Origin of the sequence: Flavobacterium kingsejongi (assembly GCF_003076475.1) — a bacterium.
Classification (GTDB): Bacteria; Bacteroidota; Bacteroidia; order Flavobacteriales; family Flavobacteriaceae; genus Flavobacterium; species Flavobacterium kingsejongi.
In genome coordinates, this window is sequence record NZ_CP020919.1 from 2,455,632 (window position 1) to 2,474,039 (window position 18,408).

At 39.8% G+C, this 18,408-nt stretch carries 16 protein-coding genes; 2 read left to right on the forward strand and 14 right to left on the reverse strand.

All coding sequences use genetic code 11. The features are described 5' to 3' along the window. Nucleotides 1–9: 9 nt before the first annotated feature. The 13 genes from FK004_RS10775 to FK004_RS10835 all read right to left on the reverse strand — a co-directional run bounded on the left by FK004_RS10775 (nucleotide 10) and on the right by FK004_RS10835 (nucleotide 16,252). On the reverse strand, nucleotides 10–1,197 hold the full coding sequence (locus FK004_RS10775) for an aspartate aminotransferase family protein (RefSeq protein ID WP_108737264.1): 1,188 nt from the start codon (nucleotides 1,195–1,197) through the stop codon (nucleotides 10–12). A 50-nt stretch (nucleotides 1,198–1,247) separates the two neighbouring features. After that, nucleotides 1,248–2,879 (reverse strand): OstA-like protein, encoded by a 1,632-nt coding sequence (locus tag FK004_RS10780; RefSeq protein WP_227871589.1) that lies wholly within the window; start codon nucleotides 2,877–2,879, stop codon nucleotides 1,248–1,250. Between the two features lie 149 nt (nucleotides 2,880–3,028). Beyond that, the gene (locus FK004_RS10785) at nucleotides 3,029–4,300 is read right to left on the reverse strand and encodes an adenylosuccinate synthase (RefSeq protein ID WP_108737266.1); all 1,272 of its coding nucleotides are present in this window, start codon (nucleotides 4,298–4,300) and stop codon (nucleotides 3,029–3,031) included. Nucleotides 4,301–4,306: 6 nt separating this feature from the next. Then, on the reverse strand, nucleotides 4,307–4,807 hold the full coding sequence (locus FK004_RS10790; protein ID WP_108737267.1) for a Fur family transcriptional regulator: 501 nt from the start codon (nucleotides 4,805–4,807) through the stop codon (nucleotides 4,307–4,309). Between the two features lie 199 nt (nucleotides 4,808–5,006). Next, nucleotides 5,007–7,229, reverse strand: coding sequence for a RelA/SpoT family protein (locus tag FK004_RS10795; RefSeq protein WP_108737268.1), 2,223 nt, complete (start codon nucleotides 7,227–7,229; stop codon nucleotides 5,007–5,009). A 238-nt stretch (nucleotides 7,230–7,467) separates the two neighbouring features. Beyond that, nucleotides 7,468–8,457 carry a DUF3829 domain-containing protein gene (locus tag FK004_RS10800; protein ID WP_108737269.1) on the reverse strand — a complete coding sequence of 330 codons (990 nt, stop codon included), beginning with the start codon at nucleotides 8,455–8,457 and terminating at the stop codon, nucleotides 7,468–7,470. Nucleotides 8,458–8,486: 29 nt separating this feature from the next. Beyond that, nucleotides 8,487–10,058, reverse strand: a complete 1,572-nt coding sequence (locus FK004_RS10805) for a serine hydrolase (RefSeq protein ID WP_108737270.1) — start codon at nucleotides 10,056–10,058, stop codon at nucleotides 8,487–8,489. 26 nt (nucleotides 10,059–10,084) lie between these two features. After that, on the reverse strand, nucleotides 10,085–10,870 hold the full coding sequence (locus tag FK004_RS10810) for a TrmH family RNA methyltransferase (protein WP_108738820.1): 786 nt from the start codon (nucleotides 10,868–10,870) through the stop codon (nucleotides 10,085–10,087). Between the two features lie 70 nt (nucleotides 10,871–10,940). Further along, nucleotides 10,941–12,272: a DUF58 domain-containing protein gene (locus FK004_RS10815; protein ID WP_108737271.1), complete on the reverse strand. Its 1,332-nt coding sequence runs from the start codon at nucleotides 12,270–12,272 to the stop codon at nucleotides 10,941–10,943. Nucleotides 12,273–12,282: 10 nt separating this feature from the next. Further along, the gene (locus FK004_RS10820) at nucleotides 12,283–13,308 is read right to left on the reverse strand and encodes an AAA family ATPase (protein ID WP_108737272.1); all 1,026 of its coding nucleotides are present in this window, start codon (nucleotides 13,306–13,308) and stop codon (nucleotides 12,283–12,285) included. 28 nt (nucleotides 13,309–13,336) lie between these two features. After that, on the reverse strand, nucleotides 13,337–14,533 hold the full coding sequence (locus tag FK004_RS10825) for a DUF4350 domain-containing protein (protein WP_108737273.1): 1,197 nt from the start codon (nucleotides 14,531–14,533) through the stop codon (nucleotides 13,337–13,339). Then, nucleotides 14,533–15,288, reverse strand: a complete 756-nt coding sequence (locus FK004_RS10830) for a DUF4129 domain-containing protein (RefSeq protein WP_108737274.1) — start codon at nucleotides 15,286–15,288, stop codon at nucleotides 14,533–14,535. Before FK004_RS10830 ends, FK004_RS10825 begins: the two co-directional genes overlap by 1 nt. After that, entirely contained in the window at nucleotides 15,281–16,252 is a 972-nt protein-coding gene (locus FK004_RS10835) for a stage II sporulation protein M (RefSeq protein ID WP_108737275.1), read from the reverse strand. The genes FK004_RS10830 and FK004_RS10835 overlap by 8 nt, the downstream gene beginning before the upstream one ends. A 21-nt stretch (nucleotides 16,253–16,273) precedes the next feature. Between FK004_RS10835 and FK004_RS10840 the strand changes: the two genes are divergently transcribed. Beyond that, complete coding sequence (locus tag FK004_RS10840) at nucleotides 16,274–17,005, forward strand: RDD family protein (RefSeq protein ID WP_108737276.1); 732 nt, start codon at nucleotides 16,274–16,276, stop codon at nucleotides 17,003–17,005. A 42-nt stretch (nucleotides 17,006–17,047) separates the two neighbouring features. After that, nucleotides 17,048–17,650 carry a trimeric intracellular cation channel family protein gene (locus FK004_RS10845; protein WP_108737277.1) on the forward strand — a complete coding sequence of 201 codons (603 nt, stop codon included), beginning with the start codon at nucleotides 17,048–17,050 and terminating at the stop codon, nucleotides 17,648–17,650. Here the strand turns inward: FK004_RS10845 and FK004_RS10850 are convergent, their stop codons facing one another. Next, nucleotides 17,651–18,313, reverse strand: coding sequence for a T9SS type B sorting domain-containing protein (locus FK004_RS10850; protein ID WP_108737278.1), 663 nt, complete (start codon nucleotides 18,311–18,313; stop codon nucleotides 17,651–17,653). Nucleotides 18,314–18,408: the final 95 nt, after the last annotated feature.

Consider the following 18,408-nt stretch of genomic DNA (forward strand, 5'->3'; position numbering starts at 1 on the left):
ACTTGTAAATTAGTATTTTTCTGATAAAATTTCATCCATAACGCTTAGCATGATACTACAGCCTTCTTTTATTTCTGCTTCAGAAATTGTTAAAGGTGGTGTAATCCTGATCGCTGTTCCTTCAAATAACAACCAGAACAGGATTAGTCCTTTGTCCTGGCAACGCAAAATCACTTTATCGGTGATTGCTGCGTCTTCTGTGATGACAGCAAGCATTAAACCTTCCCCGCGTATCTCTTTTATCAAAGGATGTACCAAAAGTGAACGGAACAGCTTTTCTTTTTCCAAAGCCTGATCCATGAGGTCCGTTTCGGTAATTTCCTGTAATGTAGCCAAACAGGCTGCAGCTATGACAGGGTGACCGCCAAAAGTGGTAACGTGTCCGAGTTTGGGATTATTGCTTAGCAGATCCATTTTTTCCGCAGATGCTGTAAAAGCGCCAACTGGCATTCCGCCGCCCATTCCTTTTCCCATTACAACAATGTCGGGTACTACATCATAATTCTGAAAACCAAACAGCTTTCCGGTTCTTCCGAATCCGGGCTGTATTTCATCCAGTATCATCATTGCGCCTACCGCATTACAACGTTCCCTGACCTTTTTCAGAAAATCATCTGCAGGCTGTATGAATCCGGCACCACCCTGGATTGTTTCTAAAATAATCCCGGCGGTTTTCGTGGTTATCTTTTCAAGATCGGCTTCGTTATTGAATGTGATAAAACGGATATCGGGCAATAAAGGACGAAAAACCTGTTTTCTTTCTTCAAATCCCATAACACTCATGGAGCCCATCGTATTGCCATGGTAGGCAAAATTACAGGAGATCAGTTCACTGCGCCCGGTTACCCTGCGTGCTAGTTTTAAAGCGCCTTCAGTAGCTTCGGTGCCGGAATTGGTAAGGTACGTTTTATTCAGTGTGCTGGGTAGGTGCGCGGCCAGGAGTTTGCAAAAAGCAACTGCAGGACTTTGGGAATATTCACCATACACCATGACATGCAGGTATTTGTCGAGTTGATCTTTGATTGCATTGACTACTCGCGGATGGCGATGTCCAAGGCTGCAGGCGGAAACACCGGCAACAAAATCAAGGTATTTTTTGGAATTGGTATCGTAAATATAAGAACCTTCGGCATGTGAAATTTCAAGTCCCAACGGATGCGGGGACGTTTGTGCCTGGAATTTTAAAAAATCATTCATTGTGATAGTATTATTCGGTATAGAAGCGATCGCAAAGAAAGTAGGTCAGATTATTTTCCTTTTTTCTTTTTATCATAATCGAGTGTTTCCTTTCGGATTTCCATTGGAACTTCTTCTTTGATGCTGTCTGCTTCAGTCTCTTTCAGCATTTTATCGTGGTATTCATTCTCTTCGGGTGGAAAAATATCATCCTTCGTTCGGATACGTTCATCGCCACGCCAGATGAATCCCCGCAATTTTCGTGCGTTTTCCGGGAGATCGGCTTCAGGATAGAAGATCCCGTCCGGATTGTCAAACATCGTCATCATGGTGATCTTATTGTCTTCCAATATCATATTGATCCTGCTGCAAACTGCTTTTTCGATTCCTGTCAGTTCCTGCTTTTCGCTATAGTTGTAATAGATGACTTCAGTATTCTTGATAATGTCGACTTCATGGAGTTTATTGTCCAGGAACTTTCCATATAAATTTACGCCCTTTACCTGATTATATCCGGTTCCTAACGTGTCTTTCTGGACGATAAAAGCATTGTTGAGCACTTTAAGCGAATCTAATTTTTCAGTAACACTGTTTGAGATCAGGTGCATAATATCGCCAGTCATCTGACTTTCACCGTTCCATAAAACGGGTTTTCCGATCATTTTGGTTAAGCCAATTCGCTCGCTGGAATGGATGGAATCACATTTTCCGCTCATGTCTGTTTTGTAAATACGGGCATTTTTAAAAGCCCGAATAATACGATCCTGAGGTTTACCGGTGATCATAAGGACTTTGGCATGGATATACACGGAATCATTTTCTACAAAATTTACCGCGACCGCTCTTTTCGTTACAAACATGGAATCTTTTTGTTTGTAGACTTCGGCATAATGGCCTCTAATCACACCCCGGTTGATGGAATCTGTGATTTTTACATTCCGGGTTGCTGAAGCAAAATCTTTGGCTTTATCGTAAAACATACTGTCGCCTTTGATGAGCCTGTCATTGTATTTGATATACGAATTCGTCAGTAGGGTTGCGAGGTTTTTCTTGGTGTCGTAAAATCCTTTTTCGGTGTATATGAAATCGTCTTTGCCGGTAATGGTGGAAGGCCCAAAAAGGTAAGCATGCCCGGAATTGGTAAAATAATCCAGGTGATTGGATTTGATGACATATTTCGGATTGGTAACCGTTACTGCAGTTAAAAACTGTAGTTTTTTCTGTTTCATAAAATACCGGCCCGATTTACTGCGCAAAACATTTTCCTGGTCGCGTACGGTTCCATAAGTATTGTAAAAGGCTTCCTGTAGGTTACGGTCAAAATTGATCGTATCGGTTGTGAGTGTCATTTTAGGATCCCGCATTACCACATTTCCAGTTGCCATAGCAAACTTAGTATCACCGTTATATTCGGCATATTTACTATTCATGGTTAATGTATCGCCCTGGATCATTACTACATTTCCAAAAGCTTTCACTTCATTGCTTTCCCGGAATTGATAGGCTTTATTGCATGTCATTCGTATGCCTTCGTGGATGATGACGACATTTCCGGTTAGTACAATAGCACCGGGAATCTCACTTTGCTGCACATCTACAAAATCAGAATGCTCTATGATGATTTTTTTAGGAGCCTGTGCCGTACTAAAACTGAAGTTCAAGAGTAATAAGGCGGTAAGCAGGTAAAAATATAATTTATTCAATGGAAGAAATTTTTGTGCCAAATTTAAGTAAAAAGTCAGCAGCATGTTGCATATTAAGAATAATTTATTAGAAAGATTACACCACAAATAACGGGCGAAAAAATGGCGGTAAAAAAAAACGCTTTGATGTGAATCAAAGCGTTTTAGGTTTATTTTATAATCGTTTGTTTTCGGTCTGGGCCTACAGAGATTACTTTGATCGGCACTTCAAGTTCCTGTTCTATAAATTCAATGTATTCTTTGAATTCAGAAGGTAATTCTTCATAAGTGGTCATCGCTGTAAGATCGGCTTTCCATCCTTTTTTCTCTACGAATAATGGTTTTACATTTTCCGGTTCAATGTTGTAAGGAAGGTGGTCTATTGTTTCGCCTTTGTATTCGTAAGCAGTACACACTTTTAAGGTTTCAAATCCGGATAATACATCACCCTTCATCATGTACAGTTGTGTTACACCATTTACCTGTACCGCATATTTCAGCGCTACTAAATCCAACCAGCCACAACGTCTTGCACGACCTGTAACGGCGCCAAATTCATTTCCGACTCTGGACATGGTTTCTCCATCTGCATCAAAAAGTTCTGTAGGGAATGGTCCGCTACCAACACGGGTAGTGTAGGCTTTGAAAATACCAAACACTTCTTTTACTCTGTTAGGAGCAATACCCAAACCAGTACAGGCACCGGCTGCTGTAGTATTAGATGAAGTTACGAAAGGGTAGGTACCAAAATCAATATCCAGCAAGGAGCCTTGTGCGCCTTCTGCCAATATTGTTTTGCCTTCTTTCATTGCTTTATTCAGGTATTCTTCACTGTCGATGAATTGTAATGTTTTCAGTACTTCTACTGATTCAAAGAATTCTTCTTCCAGTTCCTGTAGGTCATATTGTAAGTCTACATTGTAGAAATTGATCATGGCTTCATGTTTATCGGCCAATGCACGGTAACGATCTTTGAAATCTGCCAGTTCAATATCCCCAACACGTAATCCGTTTCTACCGGTTTTGTCCATATAAGTGGGACCGATACCTTTTAGCGTAGAGCCAATTTTAGCTTTTCCTTTTGAAGCTTCGGACGCTGCATCTAAAAGACGGTGCGTCGGAAGGATAAGGTGTGCTTTTCTTGAAATGATCAGCCTGGAGTGAATGTCAATATTAAATTTTGCCAGTCCTTCCAGTTCTTTTTGGAAAACCACGGGATCGATAACGACACCGTTTCCGATCAGATTGATAGAATCTTTGTGAAAAATCCCGGAAGGAATTGTTCGTAATACATGTTTGATTCCATCAAATTCTAATGTATGTCCTGCATTTGGACCACCTTGGAAACGTGCAATAATATCGTATTTTGAAGTAAGAACGTCAACAATTTTTCCTTTGCCTTCGTCGCCCCACTGCAATCCGAGTAATAAATCTACGGTCATTTTATATTAGTTGTTTGTTGTTTTATTGTCTTCAGTATTGAGTACTAAATTTATAGGTTGTTTTTTGTTGCCGTAAAGATATAAAGAATGATTCGTAATCTCAATATCAAAAATTTCCTCAATAGTCTTTTTGATACTTTGGATTCTCGGGTCACAAAATTCGATTACTTCTCCGGTATCGGTCATAATAATATGATCGTGTTGCTTGTCGAAATATGATTTTTCGTAATGTGCCTGGTTTTGCCCAAATTGGTGCTTGCGGACCAATGCACATTCTAAAAGAAGTTCGATAGTGTTGTAGAGTGTAGCACGGCTCACACGGTAGTTTTTATTCTTCATTTTGATATAAAGGGATTCAATATCAAAATGGTCATAGCTGTCATAGATTTCCTGAAGAATTGCATAGCGTTCAGGAGTCTTTCTGTGCCCTTTATTTTCAAGATATTTTGTAAAAACATTTTTTACAATTTCCTGATTCTTATTATTATCTGTGCTTATTTGTGTCATAACAATGCAAAGGTAAAGTTTTTTGTTTCAAGATTCAAGTTTTTAAGATTCAAGTTTTCAGCTTTGTACCGTTTGTCGGATTTGATTTGGCTATTTCTGAAAGTGGAATCTGTAATTTTAGACGCTACCTTTTGTACTGCTTGGCCACGCTTCGGTCCATCGGGATGGAACCGTGTTGCTTTTGTACTTCAGGGAAGTATTAGTTCTGGTAGACCCGGGTTACTTTATCGATTCCATCAATCTTTTTGATATTCTCAATCAGTTTCTTAAGGATGGTATTGTTTTGTACAATCACGGTAATTTGCCCATTGAAAATTCCGGCATCACCACTCAGGGAAATACTCTGGATGTTCACATGCATGTTATTCGAAATCACTTTGGTTAATTCGTTGGTAAGTCCAAGGGTATCCATTCCCATAATTTTAAGCACTGCTTTGAAATCTTGCTGTGTCGAATCGATCCATTTTGCGGGAATGATGCGGTAAGCATAATTGGACTGCATGCTGATGGCATTCGGGCAATCTTTTTTGTGAACTTTAATTCCTTCATTAATGGTGACAAAACCAAACACGTCATCTCCGGGTATTGGATTGCAACAGGTGGATAATTTATAATCCAGTTTGTCTTCTTCTTTTCCAAATACCAACAGGTCGTAATCTTTGTTGATTTCGTGCTTTTGAATATCTCCGGGCGCTGCTGTATTGGGTGACCGCTTGATTTTGTTTTTGAAAAAATTGATAAAGCTATTGCTCTTTTGGGCAGCAAATTCTTTTAGCTTTTGATTGTCAATTGTACCGACTCCCATGCGGTAAAAGAGGTCAAGGCTGGTTTTTAATTTGAAGAAAACTACCAGTTCATTGATTGTATTTTCGTTGAATGCGATTTTAAGGTGGCGAAGTTTGCGGTGTAATATCTCTTTTCCGTCTTCGGCAATCTTTTTCGTATTCTCATTAAGGACGTTCCGGATCTTGTTTTTTGCCCTTGCGGTGGTCACATAATCAAACCAGTGTGCAGTAGGTTTTTGGTTGGGCGACGTAATCACTTCTACCTGGTCACCGCTATTGAGCACATGATTGAGCGGTACTAATTTTCCATTCACCCGGGTACCGCGCGTGCGAATGCCTATTTCGGAGTGGATACTAAAAGCAAAATCCAGCGAAGTGGCACCTTTGGGCAATGATTTTATTTCCCCTTTAGGGGTAAAGACATAGATTTCTTTGGAATAGAGGTTCAATTTGAAATCCTCTACAAAATCCACGGCATTGGTTTCCGAATTTTCAAGGGCTTCTTTCAGCAGGTTGAGCCAGATATCAAGCCCATTTTCTTCTGAAGAGCCTTGTTTGTATTTATAATGTGCGGCATAGCCTTTTTCTGCAATTTCGTCCATTCGTTCACTGCGCACCTGAATTTCGACCCAGCGTCCTTTGGGACCCATTACGGTGATATGGAGTGCCTCATATCCGGTTGATTTGGGAGAGGAAATCCAATCCCGGAGTCGGCTGGGACTTGGGCGGTAATGGTCGGTAACGATAGAATAAATTTTCCAGGCGAGGAATTTTTCATCATGCGGATCAGCTTTGTAAATGATCCGCAGGGCAAATTTGTCGTATACTTCATCAAAAGAGACATTCTGTGCCTTCATTTTACGTCGGATCGAGTAAATGGATTTTGGGCGCCCTTTTATGGTGTATTCAATACCTTCGGCATCCATAGACTCTTTTAGGACAGTAGAAATGGAATTGATGTATTCGTCCTGCTCTTCTTTGGTTTCTTTTATTTTGCTGACAATATCATTGTATACTGCAGGTTCGGTATATTTTAATCCCAAATCCTCCAGTTGCGATTTAATGTTATACAGCCCGAGGCGGTGTGCCAGCGGGGCATAGATATAGAGCGTTTCCGAAGCAATTTTAGCCTGTTTGTAATCGGCCATGGATTCCATGGTCATCATGTTGTGGAGGCGGTCGGCAATTTTAATCAGTATAACGCGTACGTCATCGTTTAGCGTAAGCAGCATTTTACGGAAGTTCTCCGCCTGCATCGAAATATCCTGATCCGTTTTTACCTGGGCAATTTTGGTTAGCCCTTCTACGATTTTGGCGATTTTAGGATTGAACATCCTTTCGATATCTTCGACAGTTATAGGCGTGTCTTCAACAACATCATGCATCAGTGCTGCAGCGATGGAGGTGGCTCCAAGACCGATATCAGCTGCTACAATTTTAGCTACCGCAATAGGGTGGAAGATATAGGCTTCACCAGATTTACGGCGTTGGTCTTTATGGGCGTCAACAGCAACATCAAAAGCTTTCCGAATGAGTTTTTTATCCTCTTCTGAAAGTGTTTGATAACTGATGCGCAGCAGTTCTTTGTATTCCCGGGCAATCGCCTTATTTTCCTGTTCAATATCGATTTCAACCATAGAGTAGTATAGTAAGCTAACTTTCACTAAAGTTATGATAAAGAATTCAATTTCGCAAGTGGTTGCCGGGTTTGTTGAATGTTGCGGATAGCCCTGGCCTAAAACGAATTTGTTACTTTTAAGTTTTTATACGCAACGCTATTGCAGTAGTTTGTATATCAGATTTTTACGTCTTAAAATAGAGAAATCCCCTGAATACAAATTTATATTCAGGGGATTTTTTGACTGTCTCCGGTTCTTACATGATATTATTTGAATCGCGGATCATGCTGTCAAATGCAGTTAATATTTTATCAGGCGTTCCGTCTGGAACGATCATGCCACGATGAAAAGTGAAGGTGTGTAAGGCTTCTTTCATCTTAGCAGGGCTATTCAGTAGTTCCTGTAATGTTCTGCTTTGTGCAATATAAGTTTGTGCACTTCTTTTGAAACTATCCAGTTTGTATTGATTGTTCGCCCCAAATTCTTTTTCAAACAGTTTTTGGTCTTCTGCTTTCTCATTAAATAGGCTAAAATCGGCACTCATCTTATTGATCAATGTTTTTACTTTTTCTTTGTCCAATTCCTGCATTGAGTTAATGTCTTTTTCCGAAACATAGTTTAGGAAGTCACGGGAAGATTCGAGGAAAATCGATTTGCTATAGGATATTTCGTATCCCATTTCTTTGAAATTTTTCAATTCTGCATCTCTTACCTTTTGCTGCACCTCGGCAATTCCACGTTCTACGAGGATATCCAATGCTTCAAATTTTTTATAATCTGCTTCAATTTGCGGATACAGTTCCTTTGCTTTGGCATAGTCATCGGACATATATTCTTTGATTTTATTATAATCGTCGAGCTGCTTTACCTTTTTTTCTAAGGATTCATACGCTTCGATTAATGCTTTCGCATCTTTATCAAGCTGTCCGAAACTCGGTTCAGCATCTATTTTCTCTGATAACTTTTTAATCGGATACAAGGTGATTGTTGAAATGGGGATACCGCCATCCCGGGTGGTACTTTTTCCGGTTTTGTCTACATCATCAAAATAGCGATCCAGGATCGTGTATACCCTGTTTTTCTCATTCAGGTAATCAATGTAGGCATTGAATTTATCAATTCCTTCCGCTGTCATTAGGGGATTGTCGGAAGTGATCATTTTTTCGACTGCATTTTTCTTTTCGGAATTGGAATTACAGGCGTTCAGTACTAAAGCCGCAAGGGCCATCATCATCAGTTTTTTCATAGAAGTGCTATTTAGTGGCTATGCCAGGTTTATTTTACCCGATTGAAATCGAGGTCCTGGAAATCATAGCTGAAATCGGTTAATGGGGAAATGGGTTTCATTTTGAGGGCATCTGCTTTGCCGTTTTCGTCCAGTTTGAACTCCAGGTAAGCATCTGCATTGTAACTTCTGTTAGACCATTTTACAATAAACGTTGTATTTTTATAAAAGAAAATTTCACCGTTTAATTTTGGGGATTTTTTAGCTTCGAACCAAAGTTTGCCTTTACGGTCGCTTATGGTAATCTCTCCAAACCAATTATCGGTGTAGGTGCCTACTACGATCGCATTATTGGTTTTTTTAGCGTTCTTTTTTTGTTCCTTTTTAATGGTTTCCCAGATGTCACGTGTAATCTGGTCGGCTTCATGTTCGTTTTTAGTAGTGTGGTCGGCATATAGCGTTACATAATCGACTGGGGAGATTCCCAGGTAACTGTTTTTTATAGTGTTGGTGATGGCATTAAAAGCAGCACCCGATTGCTGGTTGGTCAATACGATTATGCCCAGTTTCAATTCCGGTAAAATTGTGACTTGGGTTACCATGCCTTCCAGTCCTCCGGTATGGGTCACTTGTTTATAACCTTTGACATCGCTTAGAAACCACCCCAATCCATAGGCGCTAAAGTGCGTATTATAAGGTGGTGTTGGTGTCACCGGAATAATCGTTTGTGGTGTCCACATTTCGGTATGCTCTTTAACACTGAACAGTTGTTGGTCCAGATTTGTGCCATAGCGGCCATCATTGATCTGTAGAATTGCCCAGCGTGCCATATCAGAGGCACTGGAGTAAATTCCGGCTGCGGCATCAATGATAGGGTTGGTGTAGCGGTTAATTACCTGTACTTTTCCATCAATGGGAGCATGAGCAGCAATAACATTCAGCGTGTCTTTGACCCGATTCCAGGAAGCACGGCTGCGGTTCATCGCTAATGGCTGAAACAAACGTTCTTCTACAAATTCGTCCCAGTTTTTCCCACTTACTTTGGAAAGCACTTCTCCAGCTACTACATATAGCAGGTTATCGTAATCATATTTGCTCCTGAAATCTGAAACGGGTTTCAAGTAGCGCAGGTTGTAGATGACATCCGGAATGGTGAAATGGCTTTTATCGGGCCAGAACATCAAATCTCCGGCACCTAAGCCAAGCCCGCTTCTGTGGGTAACCAAATCGCGTATGGTAAAATCTTCGGTCACATAGGAATTGTACATTTTAAAGTTTGGCAGGTAACGGATTACTTTATCATCCCAGTCCAGTTTTCCTTCATCGACCAATATTGCCAGCGCCGCACAGGTAAAAGCCTTGCTATTGGAAGCGATACCGAATAAGGTATTTTCATCTACCTTTTCACCGGTTTGGAGTGAGCGTATGCCATATCCTTTGGCCTGGATTATTTTACCATCTTTGACAATGGCAACGGCAATGCCGGGAACATCAAAAGCTTTGAGTGTTTTGTTGACGAGTTCATCGACCTGAGTAGGGGTTAAGGCCTGTGCATTACTATAAAAATTGCCTATTGGGCATAGTAATACAATAAGTATTCTGCAAAGTACTATTGTTCTCATAAGGGGTTTGGGGGTGTACGGTTAAATTAAAATCCGCGTTGTCTTTTGGCTTCAAAGATTAAGATAGCAGCAGCTACAGAAACATTCATAGAATCAATTTCCCCCTGCATTGGGATGATAATATTCTGTGTTGCTTCTGTTCTCCATTCTTCCGTAAGGCCTGTAGCCTCTGTGCCAACCACAAGAGCAGTAGGTGTAGTGTAATCCTGTGTATGGTAGGAAGTGGAATTTTGCAATGTCGCGCAATAAAAACGGATATTGTTTTTTTTCAGGAAAGCAATGATTTCCGGTGTAGTACCAGTAGCAATAGTATTGGTAAAAACAGAGCCTACACTGGAACGTATAATATTCGGATTATATAAGTCGCTTTTAGGATTTGCAATGATTACAGCATCGAGGTGTGCTGCATCAGCGGTACGCAATAATGCTCCAATATTTCCTGGCTTTTCAGGCGATTCGGCAACAAGGATCAATGGGTTTTTACCCAGTTCCAGATGCTCTAATGAAAGGTTTTTGGTTTTAGCGATGGCCAGTAAGCCTTCGGTAGTATCGCGATACGCCAGTTTTTGGTATACTTCTTTATTGATCTCGATGAGTTGTGCGGTGGAATGCAATCGGCGAACGTCATCTTCGGGACATATTTCAGGCCAGAATAAGAGGGTTTCTATTTCATAACCGCCTTTTAATGCCAGTTCGATTTCACGTTTGCCTTCAATTAGGAAAGTGCCCGTTTGCCTTCGCGTTTTTGCCTTCTCCTGTAATAAAACCAATGATTTTACATAGGGGTTCTGTATGCTTGTAATCTGTTTCAAGGTTGTAAGTTTCAAATATTGGGAAGGTAAAGATACAAAGTTTGCGGAAAGCACCTATGAAAATCTAAATTTATAAAATACCTCTTGATTTTATTTCCAGATATTTATTAATTGTTTCCAGGGTAAGGTTTTCAGGTTGCGTCAATACGGAGTAAATCCCGTACTTTTTAAGCTCATTTATAATCAGGCGCTTTTCAAAAGCAAATTTTTCAGCAATCACTTTGTCATAAATTTCCTGAAGTGTATTGGTTTTTTTATTGATCAGCTGGTTCAGTTCTGTGTTGTTGAAAAAAACGACAACCAGGAGATGATTTTTTGCAATTGCTTTAAGATACGGTAATTGACGGTGTAAGCCATCGAGGGTTTCAAAATTGGTATAGAGTAAAAGGAGGCTTCTTTGCGTAATATTTTTTTTGATGTCGACATAGAGCCTGCTGTAATCACTTTCAAAAAAGTCCGTTTTAATATTGTACAGATTGCCCATGATTTTCTGCATCTGTGAACTGCGTTTTTCTGCTGCTACCCGGTTTTCTACTTTTTTGGAAAAAGAAAACATACCGGCCTTGTCCTGTTTTTTTAAAATAACATTGGAGAGGACCAAAGTGGAGTTAATAGCGTAATCCAGAAGGCTTAGCCCATTGAAAGGCATTTTCATAACCCGCCCCTTATCGATCATCATATAAACCGATTGGGATTTTTCATCCTGGAACTGGTTTACCATCAATGCGTTTTTCTTAGAGGTGGCTTTCCAGTTTAGTGTACGGATGTCATCACCCTGCACGTACTCTTTAATCTGCTCAAATTCCATAGTATGCCCAATACGGCGTATTTTTTTAACCCCATATTGAAACAGGTTATTCGAAAAGGCCATCAGGTCATATTTTCGCAATTGGATGTAGGAAGGATAGGTAGGGACCATCTGGTTACTGTCAAATGAAAATCTTCTCGAAATCAGCCGTAATGGCGACTGTACATAGATGTTAAGGCTACCGAAAAAATATTCACCGCGCTCTGTAGGGCGCAATTGGTAATTCAATTCATCCAGCGATGAAGCTTTTATTTTACGGATGATTTCAAAATTCCGGATCTGAAATTGGAATGGGATTTCATCAACAATTTTTACCCCAATAGGGAAGGTATATAAATTACGGAGGCTTATTTTTATCGGGTTTTCATCTCCATTGGATAATTTTTCCGGTGTGGTCCGTGTGCCTTCAATACCGGTTCGGGTCAGGAAGAGGATCAGGATGTCCAATCCTAAAAAAGCAATAAGCATTATCAGCAGCAACCATACCGCATTGTAGAGCGCTGTAAAAAAGAACGCGCTGCAAAACAGGACTATAATGCCCAATAAGGCATAAAAGAACAGGTTGTTGATGTACAGTTGTTTGATTCGTTTCAATTTCTTTTGATTAGCGTGGAATTTCTACCGTCTCGATGATTTGCTTAATAATTTCGGTACTGCTGATACCTTCCATTTCGCGTTCGGGTGTTACAATTACCCTGTGCTGTAAAACCGGGATAGCAGAGTCTTTAATGTCTTCGGGAGTCACAAAATCGCGTCCGCGTATGGCTGCATATCCTTTGGCTGCATTTAGGATCGCTATCGAAGCCCTTGGTGATGCCCCTAAATATAAGAATGAATTTTCCCTTGTGTTTACTACAATCTTAGCAATATAAGCAATCAGTTCTGGTTCTACTACAATCTGTTTTACAAGGTCCTGATACTTTCGGATGTCCTCAGCTGTCAGGAGGGTTTGGATTTTGTCCAGTTTGCCCTGGTTTTGAAGCTGATGCTCCCGCTGGATGATGATGATTTCTTCTTCCAGTTTCGGATAGTCAATGCTTATTTTGAACAGGAAACGGTCCAATTGTGCTTCGGGAAGACGATAGGTTCCTTCCTGCTCAATTGGATTTTGGGTGGCCAGCACTAAAAATGGAGTATCTAAGATATAGGTTTTTCCATCAATTGTAATTTGGCGCTCTTCCATGACCTCAAATAAAGCAGCCTGCGTTTTTGCCGGGGCACGATTGATCTCGTCAATTAAAATCAGGTTCGAAAATACAGGCCCTTTTTTAAACTCAAATTCTGATTTTTTTAAATCAAAAACCGATGTCCCAAGGATATCTGAAGGCATCAAATCCGGAGTGAACTGGATCCGGCTGAAGCCAATGCTCAGTGTTTTTGCCAGTAATTTGGCGGTGATCGTTTTTGCGACTCCAGGCACACCTTCCAATAAAACATGGCCATTGGACAACACGGCAACCAATAACTGGTCAATCATTTTATGCTGGCCTACAATAACAGTAGACAGCTCCGATTTGATTGCTTCTACACTTTTTTGCAGTTGGGATAAATCCAAACGCGAATTGAAATTGACATTGTCATTCTGGATGTCTTCTTTATTGAGGTCGATAGGATTTGTATTTTCTTCCATTGTATATCGGATTTAATGCGTGTATAAGTTATGCTGTAAATTTTTCGATGGCTTTGTTCAGTTCGATCAGGTCATGCTCTACCGACTGATAGTGTTTCTTCCGGTGATTTGTAATCAGGTAAAACAACTGTTTTATATCTTCTGGGTTTTTACCGGATTTATGCTGTAATTTTTTGATGAATTCGGCATCAAGCACGTTGGTGTCCATCAGGTATTCCTGTCGGATACGGGCCAAGAGGTAAATGATTTTCTTCTCAATAATAGTATCATAATCTCCTTCCTGAAAGTATAAATTTCCAATGGTTTTCACAAAATCAACCGTAGTATTTTCCAGGGGTTTTATTTCAGGAATGATCCGTTGCCTTCTTTTGGCATTAAAGATCATGAAAAGCAACATTCCGATGATAAACAGATACCAGGGCCATTTTAATGGGGGCTGACTAAAAATAAAACGCAAAGGAGAATCTGAAATGTCTTCACCATATTGATTTTTTAATGCCCAGTGAATTGTGCCTTTCGGAATATAAGAAAGTACTTTTTCGGCATATTGGTAATTGTCGTTTTTCAGTAATTGGAAATTGGTGAAAGCAACAGGCTGGGTATGCAGGTAAAATACCCCTTTACCATAAGGGATTTTGATAAAGTTGACTAATTTTTTATTATGTGTTTTCTGATAGCCCAATACGATCGTTTTTAGCGTATCGATTTTAGAAAAATAATTGGTGCCCGAATTGGAAATCAGGTTATAGGGGGCATTTCCTAATTTGGGATTTACGACCCAGCTGGGCAAAGTGTCTTTGACTGCATAAGATCCATTATAGTTAAAACCCAAGGAATCCAAAAGCGTTTCCGGGAAAGAATTGGAACTGATAAAAGCCGTATTCCCATGTTCTACAAAATATAATATTTCATTGGTAGATTCGGTATCAATTGTATATTCATCGGAAATCATCATGAATGTGCCGTCTGTCAAATAACGCTCTGTATCATAATCATATTGGTCTACAAAATATTCATAAGGAGTAGTGTTCAGCCGAAAGATCTTCTGGTCCTGAAACATCATTGGGATTTCCTCATTAAGGATGTACAATCCAAAAGGTATTTTGTCCTTAATAGAATAGGTAGGTTCCCAGTTGACGGGTTTTGGCTTACTGGAATCAATAGTAATGATTATAACAATAAGCACGACGATAATGGCGATATAAAATTTCAGGTTTCTATTCATTATCGGATCAGGTGAATTGTTTTCTCAAATGCTTTTTTTGCTTTTTCAAAAGCGGCTTCATCAATTTCAAAGGCGCCATACCAAATGTGGTTGTACAGATAGGAAAGGTAGCCAAACTCTTTACGGAACTCTTCATTTTTAATTTCGTAGAAGTAATCAGAATTTGTTTTTTCCGGATCCCATTCAATCAGTTCAGCAGCAGCCATTTTTTTGAGCAGCCATAAATAATAATAGCGGATGCTCAATCGGTGTTCTCCGGCAAGTGTGCTGTCCTGGATTAGTTTTGCAAAGTCAACCAGGTGCAGGTTTTTCTCAATCTCACTAAGGTTGATGAATTTTTTATCGGATGATTTTCCAAAAATCCAGCTTCCTTCTTTATTCATCAGGCTCTTAACGATCAGGAAAATTACCACAACAATAATGATCACTACAATGACTTTGAATATTTTTTCTATGGCAGTCATGGAAACTTTACTGCCATCACTACGGAACATTCCGGAGAATATGTTGGCCAGCCATTTTAAAAAGCGTTGCCACGCAGTAAGCTCATGGGATTTGGGTTCGTATTGATAATCGGAACTAGTGTAGTGCGATTGAAAATCGGTTTTGAAATGGCGGACTTCAACAGCGGAAGTATCAATCAGGATGCTTTTTTTAACTGGAGCGAGATCTTCTGTCCGGGCTGGAATTAAAGTATCCTGTGCCAGAGCACTGGAAACAATAAAAAAGAATAGTATGTAGCAGTATTTAATCAATTTTTGGGATGCTTTTTTTATAAACGATTGCGGGGTAAACGAGGTAGTAATAAGAAATGAGGCAAAGCGTCACTAGTATGATGAAAATGCTTAAAAAATGCGGCATGTTTACGGAATAACGTGTGATAAAACCTTCCAGGAATCCTGCAGCAATGGTAAAAGGGATTGTACTCAGGAATATTTTTATCCCGGTTTTAAATCCATTTTTAAAGGAATTGATGCGGGAGTAGGTTCTTGGAAAGAGTATGCTTGCCCCGAGTATAAAACCAGCAGCTCCTTCAATGACAATCGCAAAAATTTCCATAGCACCATGAATCCAGATCCCGCGCACACTTTCCCAAAACACATTTTCTTTATAAAACATATACTGAAAGGCTCCCAGCATAATACCATTGGAGAACATGGCATAGAAAGTACCTATACCAGCGGTTATACCATAAATGAAACATTTGGCACCTACATACAGGTTATTCATGGTGATACCGATGAAACTGCCCCAGTTACTGCCGCTTTTATATACCGCCACCGGATTCCCTTCTTTGATATTCTGAAGGGTCATGTTAACGTAGGAATCGCCTAAGATCAGTCGGATGAAATCATTATCATAATGGGCGGAAAGCACCCCAATCCCAACGGTCACAAAAAAGAGGATGAAAGAATAGAGCAGGTAACGCCTGTGCTCATACACCAATAAAGGAACCTCCGTTTTAAAAAAATAAACGATCCTGTTGGTTTCTTCCCTTTTGGTTTTATAAATTCGTTGATAAATTTGTGACGCTAAATGATTTAAATAAACAACAGTCTTGCTTTTGGGATAGAAAGTTTGTGCATACGATAAATCGTTGACCAATTGTATATATAAACTGGCCATTTCATCAGGATTTTTTATAGATTTACCGAAAATAGCCTGTTCGAACCTCAGCCATTTTTCTTTATTTTGTTTAATAAATGCTACTTCTCTCATAAAGAGCTAAAATATAAAAATATGTCAGAATTATCGATAACTACTACACAAAATGTGAATATTAATTTTCAGTCAGCCACAGTGGGGCAAAGGCTGGGAGCATCGTGTATTGATTTCGTGATTAAGTTTGCATACCTATTCTTTATTGTATGGATTGTATTTGGCATTTTTAGGGTTGAAATTTTCGTAAATCGTATGGATTACTGGTCACAAACGGCTATTATGATTATATTTTACTCCCCGGTGATTTTTTATTCCCTGATTCAGGAGAGCATGATGGAAGGTCAGACTTTTGGAAAACGCCTCTTACAACTCAAAGTGGTCAAAATAGAAGGCTACCAGGCTTCCTTTGGTGATTACCTGATTCGATGGATTTTTAAAATTATCGATGTCAGTATCATAGGGTTGATTACTCTTTCTGTGAGTAAAAAAACACAGCGTTTCGGTGATATGGCAGCCGGAACAGCGGTCATCGCATTAAAGAATACGATCAATATCAGTCATACCATTCTGGAAGATATTGGTGATCAGTATGTACCGCGTTATTCGGCAGTGATCAAACTTAGTGATAATGATGCCCGGATTATTAAAGAAACATTCCAGGTCGCTTCCCGGAACAATGACTATGAGATACTGAACAAATTATGTGATAAGATCGAATCGGTTACGGGCATTACAAACCATGAGGGAAATCAAACGGATTTTATTCGGATTGTCCTGAAAGATTATAATTTTTACACCCAATACATGTAAAATCCGTTATCAGGATTTAGTTATTGATTTATTCCAACTGTTATGTTTTATATTATAGAGATTTTAGGAACCATTGCGTTCGCTATTTCCGGTGCCCTGACTGCAATGAGCAAAAAGATGGATCCCTTTGGTGTTTTTATCATTGCTTTTGTAACGTCAGTAGGTGGCGGAACACTTCGGGATGTCCTTATTGGCAGAACGCCGGTAGGGTGGATGCAGAACCTGATTTATGTATACCTGATTTGTTTCGGTTTTCTTTTGGCAGTTGTTTTTCGTAAAAAACTGGATCGGTTCCGGCGCTCTTTGTTTTTATTTGATACCATTGGTTTAGGTGTATTTACATTGATTGGACTTGAAAAAGGAATTGAAACGCACTTACATCCTATTATATGTATCGCTTTGGGAACAATGACTGCTTGTTTTGGGGGCGTGGTCCGGGATATTCTGTGCAACGAAATCCCGGTGATTTTCCGAAAAGAAATTTATGCTACGATCTGTATTGCGGGCGGGATTGTCTTTTTCCTGCTTCGCGAAACGGGGATACCCAAAGATTGGATTTATATCATTACTTCGGGGTTGATTATTGTAGTGCGGCTGACCGTAGTACGCTACAAGCTCTTTTTGCCACCGTTGGAAAAAAACTAGCTATTTCGACAAATACAAGTATCCCGACATGCCATTGGAATAATCCGGATCATTGAGCTCAAGGACATAAAAATAAGTGCCTGCCGGAACGTCATTTCCTTTGATCACAATACCTTTGGTGGTAACTCCATCCCAGTCGGGCGTATTGTTGTTGCCTTGCCAAACCAGAATCCCCCAGCGATTGTAGACGAAAAGTTCGAAATTCAGAAAAATATCCCGAAGCCCATCGATGAAGAACGTATCATTCAGCCCATCCCCGTTTGGTGATACAGCATTGTATACAGTAGGTGGGCAATTTTTAGTGTCAAGGAGAAAAGAGGTAATGCTGAAACAGTCTTCATTTTCAACCCGTACAAAGATTTCTTTTGGGGTTGCCACAGCATGGTATTGATGGGTTTCAGTGATGGGATTATAATCCGTTTCCGCATTTTCATGGGATTCATAAAAGAATACCTGCTGGTTTGCCGCTGTTTTTACCAAATCTTCGTATCCAGAGAAATCGAAAATACCTGATTTAAATCCCAAATTACAGCTGCGCAGGTTGGGAAGGGTCGTAAAACCAGGAGCAAATTTGAGGCTTCCCGGTGCGATAGCCACATTATTATCCTCGTTAATTTCTACTACGGTACCATTTCCATTTTCATCCTGATCAACAATTACCATAATAGGGAGTAGTCGTTAGATTGTGTAAACGTAGAAATTGATTTTAATTTGATTTGAGATTTTAAGGCTTAGCCAAAAAACAACAGATCATTAAG

Excerpts from the sequence above, each read along its gene's own strand:
- FK004_RS10800 (WP_108737269.1), bottom strand. The coding sequence starts at position 8,457 with ATGAAAAAACTGATGATGATGGCCCTTGCGGCTTTAGTACTGAACGCC.
- FK004_RS10795 (WP_108737268.1), bottom strand. The coding sequence starts at position 7,229 with ATGGTTGAAATCGATATTGAACAGGAAAATAAGGCGATTGCCCGGGAA.
- FK004_RS10840 (WP_108737276.1), top strand. The coding sequence starts at position 16,274 with ATGTCAGAATTATCGATAACTACTACACAAAATGTGAATATTAATTTT.
- FK004_RS10805 (WP_108737270.1), bottom strand. The coding sequence starts at position 10,058 with ATGAGAACAATAGTACTTTGCAGAATACTTATTGTATTACTATGCCCA.
- FK004_RS10825 (WP_108737273.1), bottom strand. The coding sequence starts at position 14,533 with ATGAATAGAAACCTGAAATTTTATATCGCCATTATCGTCGTGCTTATT.
- FK004_RS10790 (WP_108737267.1), bottom strand. The coding sequence starts at position 4,807 with ATGACACAAATAAGCACAGATAATAATAAGAATCAGGAAATTGTAAAA.
- FK004_RS10820 (WP_108737272.1), bottom strand. The coding sequence starts at position 13,308 with ATGGAAGAAAATACAAATCCTATCGACCTCAATAAAGAAGACATCCAG.
- FK004_RS10785 (WP_108737266.1), bottom strand. The coding sequence starts at position 4,300 with ATGACCGTAGATTTATTACTCGGATTGCAGTGGGGCGACGAAGGCAAA.
- FK004_RS10850 (WP_108737278.1), bottom strand. The coding sequence starts at position 18,313 with ATGGTAATTGTTGATCAGGATGAAAATGGAAATGGTACCGTAGTAGAA.
- FK004_RS10775 (WP_108737264.1), bottom strand. The coding sequence starts at position 1,197 with ATGAATGATTTTTTAAAATTCCAGGCACAAACGTCCCCGCATCCGTTG.
- FK004_RS10835 (WP_108737275.1), bottom strand. The coding sequence starts at position 16,252 with ATGAGAGAAGTAGCATTTATTAAACAAAATAAAGAAAAATGGCTGAGG.
- FK004_RS10845 (WP_108737277.1), top strand. The coding sequence starts at position 17,048 with ATGTTTTATATTATAGAGATTTTAGGAACCATTGCGTTCGCTATTTCC.